General features: G+C 41.1%; 15 protein-coding genes. 14 read left to right on the top strand and 1 reads right to left on the bottom strand.

The window, feature by feature from the left end:
* Window positions 1-3 precede the first annotated feature (3 nt).
* Complete coding sequence (locus tag ABD852_RS05075; RefSeq protein WP_345026943.1) at window positions 4-363, bottom strand: DUF488 domain-containing protein; 360 nt, start codon at window positions 361-363, stop codon at window positions 4-6.
* A gap of 541 nt (window positions 364-904) precedes the next feature.
* On the opposite strand from ABD852_RS05075, the gene gmd reads away from it, so the two are divergent.
* The 14 genes from gmd to ABD852_RS05015 all read left to right on the top strand — a co-directional run bounded on the left by gmd (window position 905) and on the right by ABD852_RS05015 (window position 16,904).
* Window positions 905-2,047: a GDP-mannose 4,6-dehydratase gene (gmd, locus tag ABD852_RS05070; protein WP_345026942.1), complete on the top strand. Its 1,143-nt coding sequence runs from the start codon at window positions 905-907 to the stop codon at window positions 2,045-2,047.
* On the top strand, window positions 2,047-2,214 hold the full coding sequence (locus ABD852_RS23040; protein ID WP_425568765.1) for an integrase core domain-containing protein: 168 nt from the start codon (window positions 2,047-2,049) through the stop codon (window positions 2,212-2,214). Before gmd ends, ABD852_RS23040 begins: the two co-directional genes overlap by 1 nt.
* 104 nt (window positions 2,215-2,318) lie before the next feature.
* A complete protein-coding gene (gene aspS / locus ABD852_RS05065; RefSeq protein ID WP_345026941.1) occupies window positions 2,319-4,079 on the top strand; it encodes an aspartate--tRNA ligase in 1,761 nt (586 codons plus the stop codon).
* Between the two features lie 59 nt (window positions 4,080-4,138).
* Window positions 4,139-6,466: an SLBB domain-containing protein gene (locus tag ABD852_RS05060; protein ID WP_345026940.1), complete on the top strand. Its 2,328-nt coding sequence runs from the start codon at window positions 4,139-4,141 to the stop codon at window positions 6,464-6,466.
* 72 nt (window positions 6,467-6,538) lie between these two features.
* Complete coding sequence (locus ABD852_RS05055; protein WP_345026939.1) at window positions 6,539-7,588, top strand: GumC domain-containing protein; 1,050 nt, start codon at window positions 6,539-6,541, stop codon at window positions 7,586-7,588.
* Between the two features lie 34 nt (window positions 7,589-7,622).
* Window positions 7,623-8,963: a hypothetical protein gene (locus tag ABD852_RS05050; RefSeq protein WP_345026938.1), complete on the top strand. Its 1,341-nt coding sequence runs from the start codon at window positions 7,623-7,625 to the stop codon at window positions 8,961-8,963.
* An 11-nt stretch (window positions 8,964-8,974) separates the two neighbouring features.
* A complete protein-coding gene (locus ABD852_RS23035; protein ID WP_425568764.1) occupies window positions 8,975-9,127 on the top strand; it encodes a glycosyltransferase in 153 nt (50 codons plus the stop codon).
* Between the two features lie 10 nt (window positions 9,128-9,137).
* A complete protein-coding gene (locus ABD852_RS05045) occupies window positions 9,138-10,157 on the top strand; it encodes a glycosyltransferase (protein WP_345026937.1) in 1,020 nt (339 codons plus the stop codon).
* Window positions 10,158-10,590: 433 nt separating this feature from the next.
* Complete coding sequence (locus ABD852_RS05040) at window positions 10,591-12,006, top strand: MATE family efflux transporter (RefSeq protein WP_345026936.1); 1,416 nt, start codon at window positions 10,591-10,593, stop codon at window positions 12,004-12,006.
* A 71-nt stretch (window positions 12,007-12,077) separates the two neighbouring features.
* Window positions 12,078-12,914: an FkbM family methyltransferase gene (locus ABD852_RS05035; protein ID WP_345026935.1), complete on the top strand. Its 837-nt coding sequence runs from the start codon at window positions 12,078-12,080 to the stop codon at window positions 12,912-12,914.
* 37 nt (window positions 12,915-12,951) lie between these two features.
* Window positions 12,952-13,689 carry a glycosyltransferase family 2 protein gene (locus ABD852_RS05030; RefSeq protein WP_345026934.1) on the top strand — a complete coding sequence of 246 codons (738 nt, stop codon included), beginning with the start codon at window positions 12,952-12,954 and terminating at the stop codon, window positions 13,687-13,689.
* Window position 13,690: 1 nt separating this feature from the next.
* Window positions 13,691-14,635, top strand: coding sequence for a polysaccharide pyruvyl transferase family protein (locus ABD852_RS05025; protein ID WP_345026933.1), 945 nt, complete (start codon window positions 13,691-13,693; stop codon window positions 14,633-14,635).
* Window positions 14,636-14,708: 73 nt separating this feature from the next.
* On the top strand, window positions 14,709-15,785 hold the full coding sequence (locus ABD852_RS05020) for a glycosyltransferase family 4 protein (protein ID WP_345026931.1): 1,077 nt from the start codon (window positions 14,709-14,711) through the stop codon (window positions 15,783-15,785).
* A gap of 15 nt (window positions 15,786-15,800) precedes the next feature.
* Entirely contained in the window at window positions 15,801-16,904 is a 1,104-nt protein-coding gene (locus ABD852_RS05015; protein ID WP_345026930.1) for a glycosyltransferase family 4 protein, read from the top strand.
* Window positions 16,905-16,941: the final 37 nt, after the last annotated feature.

The raw sequence follows: 16,941 nt of genomic DNA, 5'->3' as shown, positions 1-16,941 counted from the left end.
GTATTACCTTGCCAGGTCTTCCAGGAAGCCTTTGAGTACCGTCGCTTGCGAAAGCGCAGGGTCCTTTGTAGCATAAAGCAGGGTGACCACCTCCTGTTTTTTCAGAAGCTCACGCCATTCCGGCTTCGCGGGGTTCTTGTCCAGCTCCAGGAGGTATTTTTCGGCAAATTCTTTGCGCAATTCCGGCGCATGATGGTACCATTCGCGAAGCGAAGTACTGGGCGCGAGTTCTTTGCCCCACCAATCCAGTTTTGCCCGCTCCTTGCTTACGCCCCTTGGCCACAAGCGGTCTATTAAGATCCGATATCCGTCTTCCGGTGAAGGATCGAGATATATACGTTTGGTTAGTATTTTAGGTTTCATGATCGTACCAGGTGTGAGTGATGAGATAGGAGAGCAGGCTTGCGTAACTCGTACCTGTCACGAAATGTAAGGAACATTGTCGTGGATTCAAACAGCAAATGCGCATGATTTCCGCGACGCCGACTGGTGTCAATTGAAGCCGGATTCTATTCTAGTGGTATTGTGAGCTGTGTCTGACCTGAATTAGGTTGCATTTTCTTATTGCGCCCGCCGGTGAAAACGGGATGCGGGCCAGCGGGCTTCAAGTGGTGAGAAGGGCAACATGAAAATGTCAATCTTTAGATTTCGTTGTATTTAGGCGCCAGATAAGCGGTTTTGCCTAATATTTTTTGCCGGATTTTGCGCTAATCTCGGAAATACAGCAGTTATTTGCACCCGGCTGATTGAAGCTGCTTATCCACCACTGTCTTTGAATATGTTTTTTCTCCTAAATAACCGGCTTCAGGTTGCCGGTACGACAACCAATTCCGGTGTTATCGCTATTTCAAGTAGTATATTATCCGGACTTGTGATTATCAAGGCTTAAAATATACCAATAAATATGTCGAAAAAAGCGCTAATAACCGGTGTTACCGGACAGGATGGAGCCTATCTCAGCGAGCTGCTGTTGAGCAAAGGCTATGTGGTACATGGTATCAAACGCAGGACTTCGCTTTTTAACACCGATCGGATCGATCATTTGTACCAGGATCCGCATGTGGAGGACCCGCGCTTTATCCTGCATTACGGAGACCTGACGGATTCCATGAACCTCACCAGGATTATCCAGGAAGTACAGCCGGACGAGATATATAACCTGGCCGCCATGAGCCATGTCAAAGTGAGCTTTGACGAGCCGGAGTATACCGCAAATGCCGATGGAATAGGTACACTGAGAATACTGGAGGCTGTTCGTTTGCTTGGGCTTACCCAAAAAACGCGGATCTACCAGGCATCCACGTCGGAGCTATACGGGCTGGTGCAGGCGGTACCCCAGTCGGAATCAACGCCGTTTTACCCGAGAAGCCCCTATGCGGTGGCCAAACTATATGCGTACTGGATTACCGTGAATTATCGCGAAGCCTACGGTATGCATGCTAGCAACGGGATTTTGTTCAACCATGAATCTCCGCTCAGGGGAGAAACCTTTGTTACGCGCAAAATTACGCGTGCCGCTGCCAAGATCGCCCTCGGTTTACAGGATGTTCTCTATATGGGAAACATTGATGCGCAACGTGATTGGGGACATGCTAAAGATTATGTTGAAGCAATGTACCTGATTTTACAGCAGGACAACCCCGACGACTATGTGATCGCAACCGGCGTTACCACGCGGGTACGTGACTTTATCTGGAAATGCTTCGCCTGGCTCGGCCTTGAGCTGGAATTTAAGGGAGAAGCAGAAAATGAAACGGGCTACATCGCGAAAATTGATGCCGCCAGGCTGGAGGAACTGGGTATTCCGAACAAGGACCACCTCAAAACCGGTACCGAAGTAATGAGGATAGATCCGCGTTACTATCGTCCCACTGAAGTTGAATTGCTGATCGGGGACCCGTCGAAATCAAAAAAGCAGCTGGGATGGACGCCTAAATATACCCTGGATTCGCTCGTTGAGGATATGATTTCTGCTGACCTGAATCTCTTTAAAAAAGACAGGCTTTTAATGAATGAGGGATTTGAGGTAATGAACTATTTCGAATAGTGTTATTTAACTTATTCCGGAATCATTCCTATATCCGGCTGTTAACCACTGAGTGGATTGAGGAATATAATCAACGAAGGCCTCATGAAGCCTTGGAGAACATGACTCCTGTCGAATGGAAAGACTGGCTGGTGAAAAAGGAAAAACTACAACCAAGAACTGTCTGAAAAAAGGGGCACATACAGTTTTATCCGGATGATGATTATCAGGAAAATAGTTACATTTGCCGACAGATATCCTCAACTTGCACTTTTACAATATTTTAGTTTGAATGTTACGTTCACATACCTGTGGAGAATTAAGACCGGAAAATCTTGGGCAATCAGTAGTTTTATCGGGCTGGATACAGCGCATCCGCGATAAAGGCGGTATGATTTGGGTAGACCTCCGTGACCGGTACGGTATCACGCAGTTGCTTCTGGAAGAGGGTAAAACTCCGAAAAATGTTGTCCAACAGGTTAGAAACGCAGGGCGGGAGTGTGTTGTGCAGGCATTTGGAACGGTAGTGGAGCGGGTGTCGAAAAACCCTAATTTGGCAACCGGGGAGATAGAGGTGCGCCTTGAGAACCTGGAACTGCTCAACCCGGCCAAGCTGCCGCCGTTCCTGATAGAAGACGAAACCGATGGGGGAGACGACCTCCGGATGAAGTACCGCTATCTGGACCTTCGTCGTGACATAGTAAGAAAAAACCTGGAGCTCCGGCATTCGGTGGCGCGCTTTACGCGACAATACCTGGACGGGCTTAATTTTATTGAGGTAGAAACACCGGTACTGATTAAATCGACGCCGGAAGGCGCCCGCGATTTTGTCGTTCCGAGCCGGATGAACCCTGGCGAATTCTACGCCTTGCCCCAGTCGCCGCAAACTTTCAAACAGTTGCTGATGGTAGCAGGCTTCGACCGCTACTACCAGATCGTAAAGTGTTTTCGTGATGAAGACCTTCGGGCCGATCGTCAGCCTGAATTTACACAGATAGACTGTGAAATGTCATTCGTGGAGCAGGAAGATGTTTTGTCGACCTTTGAAGGATTGATCCGTAATCTTTTCCGGAATGTGAAGGAAATCGAGTTGCCCGAAATACCCAGGATGACCTATGCCGACGCGATGAGGAAATACGGTTCTGACAAGCCTGATATCCGGTTTGGGATGGAATTTGTAGAGTTGAAAGGAGCCGAACAGGATCTGACTTCCGGAAAAGATTTTGCAGTGTTCGACGGTGTTGCACTGGTAGCTGCGATTAATGTGCCGGGCGCTGCAGGCTATACCCGCAAGCAGGTAGATGAATTGACAGAATGGGTGAAACGCCCGCAAATCGGGGCGAAAGGACTAGTGTATGTCAGGGTGAACGAAGACGGTACTATCAAATCTTCAGTTGATAAGTTTTACAGCGAAGAGTCCCTGAGAAGCTGGGCCACCGCATGCGGCGCTGCTGCCGGTGATCTGATCCTGGTTCTCTGCGGGGAGCCCGATAAGACACGCAAACAGCTTTCGGAGCTCCGCCTGGAAATGGGAAAAAGATTGGGGCTGAGAAAACCGGATGATTACAAAGTATTGTGGGTTGTTGATTTTCCGCTGCTCGAATACGGAGAAGAGGAGCAACGCTGGTTTGCCATGCACCATCCGTTTACTTCTCCCAAGCCTGAAGATATTGAATTGCTCGCCGCCGGCGATCTGGGAAAAATAAGGGCGAATGCCTATGACCTCGTCATTAACGGGGTGGAAGTAGGAGGAGGCTCGGTGAGGATCTATCGGAAGGATCTCCAGAAAACCATGTTTACCGTATTGGGATTCTCTGAAGAAGAAGCCCAGGCCCAGTTTGGATTTTTGATGAATGCCTTCGAGTACGGTGCTCCCCCCCATGCGGGAATCGCTTTCGGGTTTGATCGTCTCTGTTCATTGTTGGGGGGCGTGGATTCAATCAGGGACTTTATTGCTTTCCCTAAAAACAACTCCGGAAGAGATGTAATGATCGATAGCCCGGCGCCTATAGCAGAAGGGCAGCTGAAGGAGTTGGGAATTTTGGTGAGATGATGGGGTAAAGGAGATTCCACACTGGCGACATACATAACTAGCAACTTTATTAAATTCTGATGCTGAGATCTTTTTTTATTAAATACCGTATTCTTCTTTTTGCCGTTGCCGGATTGACCATCTCCACAGTGCCGGGTTTGGGACAGGTCAAACCGAGCGGTGAGCAGGTACTTCAGATGCTGAAAGAGGCGAAAGAAAAGGGGATGACTGACGCGGAAATAGAAAAAATAGCTTTGGAGAACGGGTATACCTTAAGTAGTTTGCAGGAGATGCGGGGAGGCGTAAGCGACGTCAATGAAAAGGTGATCCAGGAGCATAAGTTGGAAAAGGCCGTTCCCAGGCAGATGGTTGATCCTATAGATGACGTCAAGATAAACCAAACCCCGGATACACCTGAAGATGTACCGCTTTTTGGGAGCTCTTTTTTTTCTACTTCCTCCGCGAGTTTTGAACCCGATTTGCGTATCGCGACTCCGTTGAATTATATCCTGGGTCCGGATGATGAATTTTCATTGGATTTGTCAGGAAAATACAGCGAAATTTTTCGACTTCGGGTTTCTCCGGAGGGTACAGTCAGACTGCTTAATTTTCCCCCTATTTTCGTCTCCGGTTTGACCGTTGATGAAGCCAAAAAGCTCATACTAAGTAAGTTGGGGACCGCATATTCCGGAGGTGGAGTTTACGCAAATGTATCGCTGGATAAGATCAGAAGCATCAAAGTAACGGTAGTCGGTAAAGCGAAGAATCCCGGAACCTACACACTGTCATCTTTGGCGACTGTTTTTCATGCCCTGCATGTTTCGGGAGGGCCCTCACTGCAGGGTACTTTCAGGGAAATTGAGGTAATCCGGCAGAATAAATCCATACGGAAAATAGACTTGTATAAGTATATCACCGCGGCGGATGCTTCCGACAATATTATGCTGCAGGATCAGGATGTGATATTAATAAAGCCTTACAACAAGCGGATAAAACTTACGGGAGAGGTTAAAACCCCTGCATTCTTCGAAGCAGTTTCGGGAGAAACCCTGCAGACGATTATAGATTATGCCGGTGGGTATACCCCGGAAGCTTATACTTTTTCGGTTAATTACCGAAGAAATACGGGAAAAGAGTATAAAGTGGGTCACGTTCCTGAAGCCAGCTACGCCAGCTTTGAACTAAAAAACGGTGACAGATTTGATGTAGGGAAAATTCTGGAACGTTTCGAAAACAGGGTTACTATTTCGGGCGCTGTATACAGGGGAGGCGACTATGCTTTGGAGCCGGGTCTTCAAACCGTTAGCCAGCTTATTAAAAAGGCAGACGGGGTGGCCGAAAATGCTTTTTTGAACAGAGGGCTGATCCAAAGGCTCAACGAGCACCTGGAGCCTGTAAATATTTCATTTGATGTAAGAAAACTGCTCAAAGGAGAGATTGAAGATATTCAGCTGAGAAAAAATGATGTGGTCGTCATCAAGAGTATCCAGGATCTGAAGGAAGCCGAGGATGTAGAAATTTACGGGGAGATTATCAAATCTGGAAAGTATAAGTTTTTTGAGGGGATGACCGTTGAAGATTTGGTGTTTCTCGCCGGAGGGTATACGTATGGAGCGATTCCCTACCGGGTCGAGGTTTCGAGGCGGGTAAAAGAAGGTGTCACCGAACCCGGAAAAGGAGGGGAGGATGTTAAGTTGTTTGAGTTAACATTGTCGGATGATTTGTCGGTTTCAGGAAAGGACAAAGAGTTTGCCCTGATGCCATTTGATATTGTTGTGATCAGAAGATCGCAACAGTACAAAATACAAAGACATTCCTATGTATTCGGAGAGGTAAATTACCCGGGTGGATATGTCATTAAGAGTAATTTTGAACGGATTTCTGACTTAATAACCAAATCCGGCGGATTGAAGGAGGAAGCCTATCTAAAAGGAGCCCAATTCAGGAGGGACGGGCATTCGGTTGCGCTGGATGTGGCTTCTATTCTCGAAAAGCCGGATCAGCCGTCAAATTTATTGCTATTTAGCGGAGATACGCTGATAATTCCTAGAAAGCAGGAGACTGTAGAGGTATTTGGTGATGTTTTAAATCCTTCTTTTATAAGTTTTGACCCGGGCTTTAACTACCGGGATTATTTAAGCCAGGCGGGCGGATATACCAAATCGGCGGACAAGAACAGGGTTTTTGTAACTTACTCTAACGGAATTACCAAGCGTACCAAGAGGCCGCTCCTCATTTTTAGAAAGTATCCTAAAATAGAACCGGGTAGCAGAATCACGGTGACCGCCAAACTCCAGGATACGAATAACCAGAAACTGAGTACTTCAGAGCGGGTGATGATTATCAGTGCTATTACTACTTTTTCTCTCACTATCATCCGGATATTGCCCGAAATATTTAACAAGTAATTACAGTAGCACTTCACTTAAAAGTTTTTTGATTAAGAAAATTGCTCCGGGGTAATTAATTCAACATGGAGAATGGAAAAAGTTGAAATTATAGATATTGATATCAGCAAGATTATCAGGTTTGTTAAACGGCATATACGTGCGTGTTTGATTTTGGGTTTCCTTTTTGCTGTATTGGGGTATCTGTTCAGTTATACAAGGGATAAAGTATATGCTTCGAAGATGACGCTTCTCCCGGAAGCCAACAATGCTCAGATGGGAGGAATAGGCGCCTTGTTCGGTCTGGCAAAATTGAACGAAGCCGGTGAAGCGGTCAGGCCTGATTTGTATCCGAGTGTATTGAAATCATATCCTTTCGCCCAATACATGCTGCAGCAACCGGTAATAGCCATTCCGGGTGTGAAGTATGAAAAATTGTCTGATTTTTATCGGGCACTTAGAGAAAGAGATGAATCTGAAGGTTTTTTCACAAAAATTTTTCCGTCAAAAGGAGAAAAGCCCGCCGAGACGGATTCATATAAAAATCTTGATTCCACGATTTATTTCCCGACAAAAAAAGAGCGAAGTGAAATCAAATGGATTTTGGGCAGCATTACTTGTGAATTTGAACTCAGATCAGGAATTGTCACCATAACGTCCGAAGCCCTTGACCCTCTGGTAGCAGCGAAATTAGCTGACCTTTCAGCCAAATACCTGATAGACTTTGTAACTGACTATCGGGCTCAGAAACAAGGTAATCACGTGAATTTTCTCACCGTCCAGGTAGCCAATGCTAAAAGTAAAGCCAGACAGGCCGAAGTCACGCTACAGCGACATAGAGACACCCATAGAAATATTTTCCTGAATACTGACAAGATAGAAGAACAAAGGCTTGCTACGGAATACCAGCTACAGAATTCTACTTACCTGGATCTGGAAAGGCAGCTGACAGAAGCAAATATGCTACTGAAGCGTGACAAGCCTGTTTTTAAGATATTGGAGCCGGCAAGAGCGGATATGAAAACTGTTGCGCCGAGAAGGTTATGGATAGCAGTCGGCTTTGCAATTCTGTCTAACGTGATTTTCATCTTTTACCTTGTGATGTTCAGATATGGTTGGTGGAAACGGATATCCAGAATGTGATATAGTGATTTTTGACTAGGAAAACCTGGCTGTTATGTATCTAAGCAAGCGTTGGCTCGAAATAATTCTTAACTCTTTTATTTGCCTGCTGTTTGCTGTAGTCGTATTGATAGTGGAGTTTGATATTAGTAAAATCAAAATTCTTTTTTTCTTCAATTGCTTCATTTGTGCGGCTTTAATTCATAAGTGCTCCAATTATGTTCCCAATTTTTTAATTGCGGTTTTTATGGGATTATATGTGTACTTTATGTACTCATTTTTCATCCTTGAAATACCATATAGCTATCGCGTTCGATTTGATTTGCCAGTCTATCACAAGACCGTTTTACTGATATACGCTGTCTTCTTTTTGGTCTTGTTTTTAACACTTGATGGTGGGAAGTCAACTTATGATATTTCAGAATCTATAGAAATTGTAAACTCTCCCACTCGTTTTTTTCTTGCGATAAGTGCTATTGTCGTTATTACTTTTTTTTCGAAATCGGGTGACAATATGTTAGAGGCGGGAAGCTATAGCATGGTAAATACACTGAAAGGAATAGAAACGCCAGAAAAAGGATTGAATCTTTTTGAGTATGTGTTAGTTTTTATCCCTATAGCATTTAAGTTTTCCGATACCAAGACAAAAAGGGTAATATTGATCATTGCTGCATCGATGTTTGGTCTCAAAGGATTACTTTACGGCGGGCGAATTGAGATGATTCAGGCTTTTTCGATGATGATGTTTCTGTTTATGGGAAAAATTCTGGAACGTTATCGTTTGCTGGCTATTTTTCTGATCGTGATCGGGGTTTATTTTGCAATGCTGTTTGGGAAAATCAGGAATAACCCTTTGTTTTTAGGGAGTATGGACGACTCTTTTTTTAATGTTTGGAATACTAATAGTTTAATACAAATCACTCACCACGGCGATGTTTTTTATGCCAGTGCGCGCCTGGTCGGAATGGTTGAGGAGGGAATTATTGATTCAATTACCAGGATGGAGTCTTTTTTTGTTTTTTGGGCAAGGCTGGTAGTTCCGGTTAAATATTTGCCTGACTACGCGGACTTGTCCTCGTACCTGGGGAGCATTTATACAACAGGAGGGGGAGGGTTTGTCGGCGCTTTTTTTTATGTCTGGCTTTCTTATCCCGGCGTGATCGTTATTGCGTTATTAATAGGAAAGCTAATGAATAGTGTCCGGAGAGAGGGGTTGGCCGAATATCAGGTAATGATGCTGCTGATTATTATAAGTACGTTTCCCAGATGGGTGGCCTACTACCCGATCAATATATTTAAGATGACATTGTACGCTATACTGGTATATGTAATTTTTAACTATCAGAATATAATGATACGTGTATCCAGCAGTCGTCCGCCGCAACATTCCGGGTAAATTTAACTTACATGGATCAAATAAATGAGTTTCCTCTCGTTTCAGTTATACTATCGGTTTTTGATGGTGAAAAGTATTTGAGAGAATGTTTGGCGAGTATTGAGGCGAGTGATTATCCACATCTTGAGTTGATTATTGTCAATGATTATTCATTTATTAGATAGGGATATTTTTATGAAGTCTGACAAAGTCAAATTATCCATTGTATTACCGGTATACAATGTTGAACGTTATTTGAGGGAGTGCCTGGATTCTATCTATAGTGCTGGAATTGAGAGTTTTGAGGTAATTGCGGTAAATGATGGTTCTACAGATGGTAGCTTGGCAATACTTCTTGAATACAAAGAAAAGTGTGAAAATCTAATAATAGTTGATCAGGAGAATAAAGGACTTAGTGGAGCAAGAAATTCAGGATTGGAAAAAGTATCGGGCGAATTTGTGTTTTTTCTTGATTCTGATGATATACTTACAAAAGGGGTTTCTGTACTTAAATATATAGAACAAATCGTTGAATGCGATATATTTATGTTTGACGCTCTTGAATTCATAGATGATATTTCTAACGGTATTCTGGAATCCGACACATTTAGAAATGAAAAGATAGAAGGATACCCGATAAAACACTATGCAAGTATAGAAATCGGGCACGGATTAGGTAATTCTGGTCCAATTAAATCAGTAAGTTTGAAAGGCGTCGATTATCTAAATATTCTTAAAAAAAATGATCATTATATTCCCGTTGTTTGGAGAAGAATATACAGGAGCCGGTTTATTAAGGAAAACATGTTGTCTTACGTCATTGATGTAAGCCCGGCTGAAGATGATCTTTTTATGTTCGAATCACTGCTACTAAATCCGAGCATAGTATATTTCAATGTACCTGTCGTTTTATACCGGCGAAGGGGGGACTCCATTTCGGGTAATAATGACCGGATAAGAAATTACAATTCCTATTCGATCGTTCTTTCCGAACTTTTAAAGTGGAAGAAGATGCGTGATTCGTTTCAGCAACCTGAAATATTAAACTGGATATTTGATGTGTTTATTAGGAGAAAATATAGGGAAAGATCTACAATAAGGGAAGCTCTGCAGCTTATTGAGTTCTCTAGACGGTCTGGTATTAGGATTTATTTTTCCTCGTATCTTAAAATAGGCGCCCGGCTACTAAAAAACCTGGTGTTGTCTTCCAAATAACGTTCAACACTCATAAGTATGGATGAAAAATTGGCGATTGCGGAAAGTAAGACTTCTATAAAAGACCTGGTTGATATTGTACTTATATTCATAATATTTCTCATTCCTTCTATGATGCTAATGGGAAGTAATAAATATTCTGTTATATATGTGGCTTTTTTACTCATGTTTATACTTCGGGGGTCTTTGATGTCTCCTTTTGCCTATACCGTAGGAACGATGTTCGCTACCTACATATTACCGCTCGGATTGCAACATTTATTTAAAATAAAAAATAGGTATCAATAATAAATTGGATGTAGATTTTTATTTGACTATGTGACGTATGCAGAGTAAAACCATAGCAAAGAATACGTTTTACTTGTATATCAGGATGTTGCTAAGCATGGTGGTAAGTCTATATACTTACAGGATCGTCTTAGACGTTCTGGGAGTGTCAGACTATGGAATCTACAATGTTGTTGGCGGAATAACCCTGATATTTTCTTTTCTGAATAATTCGATGAGTACCGCAACCGCCCGGTTTCTCACGTTTGAGATTGGTAGGTGTGATAGCGAAAAGCTGACGAGAACCTTTTCGACAGCAACAACTATACATCTAATGATTGCTGCTATCGTATTTCTTCTGGGGGAAACAGTAGGGCTTTGGTTTTTAGAGAACAAGTTGGTGATAGAGCCGGAGCGATTAGATGCAGCTCGCTGGGTTTATCGGTTCTCGATTTTTAGTGCTGCGATTTCGATAATACAGGTCCCATATAGCGCTACTATCATAGCGCACGAACGGATGAAGGTATATGCTTATATAGAGATATTTAATACTGCACTGAAATTTGTAATTGTTTTTTTTCTTGCTATCTGGCACTTTGATCAGCTGGTTTTATATGCTGTTTTAATATTTTGTATTTCTATAATTATTCTATTTACCTACTATATTTATTGTATTCGTAATTTTCAAGAATGTCGGTACAGAATGTTGTGGGATTGGGAAATTATGAATCCTATGCTTGGTTTTAGCGGGTGGAATGTTTATGGGAATATGTCATTTACAGCTAGAACGCAAGGTGTAAATATTTTACTAAATTTATTTTTTGGTGTGGCTGTCAATGCTTCTTATGGAATAGCATCCCAGGTCCAAGGTGTTATGCAAGGGTTCTCCCAAAATTTTTTAACGGCAGTTAATCCTCAGATTACGAAATTATATGCCAGGGGTGAGATCTTGCAGATGGAAAATTTGTTGATAAATGCGTCTAAATTTTCATTTCTACTTTTTTTTTGTTTTTCTTTTATTTTAATTGTTGAAAACCATTTCGTATTAACCTTATGGTTGAAAAATGTCCCCGAATATTCTGTTTCATTTTGTCAATTAAATTTAATATCGGCTTCAGTCTCCTGTATGTTTATTCCAGTTGTATTTGTTATTCATGCTACTGGGAAAGTTAAAAATGCGAGTCTTACGATAGGTAGTATTTATTTGATGGTTATTGTTGTTTCGTATCTTTTTCTTAGAATGGGGTTTTCTCCGGTAGCTCCGTTAGTTGTCAATACTATACTTACAGTATGCGGTTCATTTTCTTATCTTTGGTTTTTGAGATATCTCATTAAGGGATTTTCAGTTTTTAGATTTTTTATCAAAGTAGTTTTTCCTTGTTGTGCTATAGTTGTACTTTCTTCAGGTGTCCCAGTTTATTTTCATTATTCTTTGAATGAAGGATGGCCGAGGTTTTTATTGATTAGCGGTGTTTTTCTTATATCTTTTATGGTAGCAACTTATTTTATCGCGTTGAATGTCTTTCAGAGGAAAAGGTTTCTGACGTTGATTATGCAAAAAATGAGTTTCAAGGTAGGTTAATGCTACTTAATTGTTTGTAGTGATAGAATTTATTTAGTATATGTAATCATCTAGACGAAAAGCATATTTAAATGAATGGAACCTTGAAAAATAGGGCACGCAGTTTCCTTTTAGATATTGGAAACATCTATCTCCGCAGATTGCGGAGTATAGCTGCGAACGAGGCTTCCCAACGAAACGTCGCCCATTTAATAAAGCGTTTACGCCCTTATCGAACACAGTTTGAGTTAATCAGAATAGGACCTGATGGGGATGGGGGGTATTTACTGCCCGACGATTTAGGGAATATAAAGGCCTGTTTTTCTCCTGGAGTTTATACAGTCAGCGAGTTCGAGCTTGAATGCCTCGAGATGTATAACATGAAGGTATTTATGGCGGATCGTTCCGTTGATAAGCCGAATCTGAATATCTCGGAGGACAGGTATAGCTTTCAGAAGAAATTTATCGGATGTACAAACAACGAAGAGTTTATGACTATGGACGAATGGGTAAATTCGACTCCGGTGGAGATAAACTCGGACTTGTTACTACAAATGGATATAGAAGGTGCTGAATATGAAGCTCTAATAAACATGTCAGACTCTCTGGTCAGACGTTTTCGTATTATGGTGATAGAATTTCATGATTTACAAGCCCTTTGGGAGCAGAATTTCTTTAGGATAGCCGAAACCGTGTTTAGTAAAATTTTACAGACTCATGTCTGCGTACATATTCACCCAAATAATTGGGATCCTGTTTTCTCGCGGCACGGGATTAAAATACCTAATTTGACCGAATTTCCTTTTATAAGGCGCGATAGCGTCGAACTTAAAGGGTTTCAGACATCTTTCCCTCATAGACTCGATTTTGATAATACAGGAAAGAAGCATTTTCCATTGCCCCAAAGCTGGTATAGCGATAAGCCATAATATATGTTGTGCGGACTATTAAACTAATATTTAAGACGTGAGGAATGAATTACCTCTTATATCCGTAGTGACCGTTGTTCGTAATGGGCAAAAGACACTTGAGCAAGCTATTAATAGTGTTTTAAATCAATCTTATCCTAACGTAGAATATATCATCATAGATGGTGGCTCCACTGATGGAACGTTGGATATTATAAAAGGATATGAGAGTCGCCTTAGGCACTGGACAAGCGAGCCGGATAGCGGTATTTATGATGCTATGAATAAAGGGATAGAGATATGTCGCGGTGAATTAATCGGCATTGTGAATTCAGATGATTGGTATGAACCTAATACGGTTGAGCTGATAGTTAATAGGTATATTGATGAAGGTCGGAAAAACGGTGTATATTATGGGTTTTTGAAATTGTGGAAAGATGAAGTAGAACATTCTATCAGAAGATTTCATCATAATTTTTATAACGAACATATGATACAGCATCCGACATGGTTTGTTTCGAAATCTATCTATCAAAAGTTCGGCGATTTTGATAGGTCTTATAGGGTTGCAGGGGACTTCGAACTTTTTCAAAGATTTATAAAAAGTAAAGTTGATTTCTTTCCGCTAGATGCTGTTCTTTCCAATTTTAGAATAGGCGGAATTTCAACGTATAGACAAGATCTTATAAATCATGAGTATCTAAGACTAAAGTATTCTCTTCGGTTGATTAATAGATATCAATTTTTGAAGCAAAAAACTTGGTTGCTTATTAAACAAGTTTTATTTAATAAATAATATGGTTTTCAAAGAAAAAATTGAGGAATTAAAGAGTATTATTATTGATAAGATGCTACATCGCATAGATAGTGACTATGTTTTATTAGATTTACCCTATCACACAAATATAGGTGATACTCTTATTTGGGAGGGAGAAGAGGACTTTTTAAGTTTACTGCCCTATAATTGCCTTTATAGATCGTCTTTTGATACGTTTAAGCACAAGGAAATACCCGAAAACACGATTGTATTAATGCATGGTGGGGGTAATTTCGGGGATTTATGGCGACCATATCAAGATTTCAGATTAGATATTGTGCAGCGATATCCTCATAATAGAATTATTTTTTTTCCACAGACAGTTCATTATAGTAATGAAACATTAGCTATTAGAGACGCTGAAATTTTAGCCCGGCATAAGCAACTGACTATCTGCGCGAGGGATAGTAGATCATTTAATTTTTTGAAGGAGTATTTTTCTAACGAAATACTTCTAGTGCCAGATATGGCATTTTGTATTAAAGCCGATAAATTGGAAAAGTTTAAGCGAAACGTGGGAAAAAATGTTCTTCTTTTAAGGAGAAGCGATCAGGAGGCAGTATTGGATATCAACTATGGAGAATATATTAAGGACGAATCTGAACTAAAATCGCTTGATTGGCCAAGTATGGAGAAACCATTTTCGATTCAAGTCCTAATTTATAAATTTCTCCGTAGAATTAGAGCGTTTGGCTCTATTGAAGATTGGTATACTCAGCAAATATTGCGCCATTTTCTTGTTAAAACTGGAGTAGAATTTTTGTCAGAATATAAATATATATATACTACCCGTTTACACGGCGCTATTTTGTCTATATTGTTAAATAAATCTTTCTTTTTCTTTGATAATTCCTACGGTAAGAATAGTAGTTTTTTTGATACTTGGTTGTCTGACTTGGAGCACTGCAAATTCATACATCGCTAACCTGGAATGAATATTCAGTACTTACCAGGGTTGAATTTGTTTTGAGGTTTGACCATTAAATGAACAGTATTCTATGAAGAAGAGAATAGTTTTTCTTTATTGCGAAATAATGGGATATACGCTGGCGGGCCTGAGGGCTTTACTTCAAACCGACCGCGATTTTGAATTATACGTAGTTAGCTGGGACAGGGACAATCTTACTCCTTATAAATTTGAGGCGCTTGCCGGGATGAACTATAGACGATTGTCTGAATTTTCCAGTGCTGGCGAGCTATTAACTTATTGCAAGTCGCTTCAGCCGGACGTCCTTTTTGTATGTTCTTGGAATATGACAGGTGGTAAATATATGACAGTATCCAAATATTTTACTGCTAAAGGGATTCCGACGATTTGTATGTTCGATAATCAATGGATGGGAACTTTAAAGCAATGGATCGGTATATGGACGGCATCTTTCTTTTTACGCAAGCATTTTACGTTTATGTGGGGATGCGGAGACAGACAGGTTGACTTTGCGCGTCGTCTGGGATATTCTGAGGAAAAGATTTTTGATGGGTTTTATACTTGTGACGCCGATTTGTATCGTACCATTCCGATTGATAGAACCGGGAAAAAACATAGTTTACTATTTGTCGGACGATTTGTCAGAGAAAAAGGCATCGACCTTCTTCTTACAGCGTTCCGAGAAATAAGTGATGATTATCCGGAATGGGATTTGTTGTTGGTGGGAAGCGGGAGTCTGGAGGCAACCGGACTTACTCAGGGAGATCGGATAAATGTGGTAACATTTAAGCAGCCGGATGCTCTGGCCTCCGTTTTTGCTGAAGCATCCGTTTTCTGTTTGCCCAGCCTTTTTGAGCCTTGGGGGGTTGTTATCCATGAGGCTGCAATTGCTGGATTGCCTATTGTTTGCTCAGATGCTTGTGGTGCTGGTGATGCTTTCCTGGTAGAGGGTGTTAATGGTTTTAAGTTTGCCAAGGGAAGCAAGGATGAATTGAAAAGTGCTTTGATCAAGGTAATGAGTGCAACTGATAGCGAGCGCAAGCATATGGGGATAAAGAGCAGAGCGTTAGGTGAAAAAAATACCCCTGAAAAGTGGAGTAGAAAGTTCTTGGAAATAGTGAATAAAGTTACCTACCAACTTTATTAGTAGTAAAAGATACTTATGGGGAATAAAAGACGAGAGGTACTTTTTATCGGAACCTTTTCTCCGCCTATCACCGGCCAGTCGCTTGCTTTTGAGGCAAGCTATTTTAATTACAAGGGACCTAAGAACAGGATCGATAAGACTCCCATTAGTCATAGTTCTTTAGGGAAGTTAGCTACCCATCTTGTTGTAGCATTTAAATTGCTGTATACACTTCTCTTTAAAAAGGTCGATAAGGTCTACATGACCTGTTTTAGCACTATTGAAGGAAGCTTGAGCGACGTGATCGTGTTATTTTTATGTCATTTTTTTCGAAAAAAAGCGATTGTTCATTTACATGGTTCAAATTTTCGGGATGTGATAGAGAAAACGGCGCGGCCCTATCGTTGGATACTTGTCCAGCTATACAGGCGCGTTGACAAGGCTATTGTGCTATCGGAAAATATGCGAGAGCAGTTCGATTTTTTGCTACCTACCGGGAAGATAGAAGTAATATCCAATTTCTGTGATCCGGTTCTCGAGGCTATTCCGGTCAATTACAGGGAGTCTAAGGGCCTGACAGGCAATCTCAAAATCGGGTATCTTTCTAACCTTATTTATAGCAAAGGCATTCTGCACGTTGTAGAGGCGGTGGAATCATTGCTCGATGAGGGTGTAAATATTGAACTTCATGTGGCAGGTAAATACATGGGGGATAGTTATATGTCAGAAAATGAAATTCGCGATACTTTTAAAGTAAAATTAGAAGAGCGTCCGCAGATTAAGTATTATAACGTCGTGGCAGGGGAGGAGAAGCTACAGTTCTATAAAAATATTGATGTGTTTGTGCTGCCCACATTTTATCTGCATGAAGCTCAGCCTCTCAGTATTATTGAAGCTATGAGGGCCGGTTGCGTCATTGTTAGTACAGATTATAAGTATATTCCGGATCTTGTTTCTCCCAAAAATGGATATCTGGTAGAAATAGATTCAGTTGATTCACTATGTAAAATATTTCGTCATATTTTGAATAATTCTGCTTTATGTAGAGATATTCAATGCTATAATGCAGGAATTGCTGTTAAGGAGTTTTCTTTAGAGAAGCATCTATTCAAGCTTTATTCTATTTTTGCAGCTGACTAATATTTTGAGATTGACGATATTATGGACTGTTACATCT

Origin of the sequence: Ravibacter arvi, from assembly GCF_039540405.1 — a bacterium.
GTDB classification, from domain to species: domain Bacteria; phylum Bacteroidota; class Bacteroidia; order Cytophagales; family Spirosomataceae; genus Ravibacter; species Ravibacter arvi.
The sequence above is the reverse complement of the archived record's forward strand: the minus strand, read 5'-3'. Positions and strand labels throughout refer to the sequence as shown.

Coding starts and splice junctions, on each gene's coding strand:
- ABD852_RS05075 (WP_345026943.1), bottom strand. CDS start 363: ATGAAACCTAAAATACTAACCAAACGTATATATCTCGATCCTTCACCG.
- gmd (WP_345026942.1), top strand. CDS start 905: ATGTCGAAAAAAGCGCTAATAACCGGTGTTACCGGACAGGATGGAGCC.
- aspS (WP_345026941.1), top strand. CDS start 2,319: ATGTTACGTTCACATACCTGTGGAGAATTAAGACCGGAAAATCTTGGG.
- ABD852_RS05060 (WP_345026940.1), top strand. CDS start 4,139: ATGCTGAGATCTTTTTTTATTAAATACCGTATTCTTCTTTTTGCCGTT.
- ABD852_RS05055 (WP_345026939.1), top strand. CDS start 6,539: ATGGAAAAAGTTGAAATTATAGATATTGATATCAGCAAGATTATCAGG.
- ABD852_RS05050 (WP_345026938.1), top strand. CDS start 7,623: ATGTATCTAAGCAAGCGTTGGCTCGAAATAATTCTTAACTCTTTTATT.
- ABD852_RS23035 (WP_425568764.1), top strand. CDS start 8,975: ATGGATCAAATAAATGAGTTTCCTCTCGTTTCAGTTATACTATCGGTT.
- ABD852_RS05045 (WP_345026937.1), top strand. CDS start 9,138: ATGAAGTCTGACAAAGTCAAATTATCCATTGTATTACCGGTATACAAT.
- ABD852_RS05035 (WP_345026935.1), top strand. CDS start 12,078: ATGAATGGAACCTTGAAAAATAGGGCACGCAGTTTCCTTTTAGATATT.
- ABD852_RS05025 (WP_345026933.1), top strand. CDS start 13,691: ATGGTTTTCAAAGAAAAAATTGAGGAATTAAAGAGTATTATTATTGAT.
- ABD852_RS05020 (WP_345026931.1), top strand. CDS start 14,709: ATGAAGAAGAGAATAGTTTTTCTTTATTGCGAAATAATGGGATATACG.
- ABD852_RS05015 (WP_345026930.1), top strand. CDS start 15,801: ATGGGGAATAAAAGACGAGAGGTACTTTTTATCGGAACCTTTTCTCCG.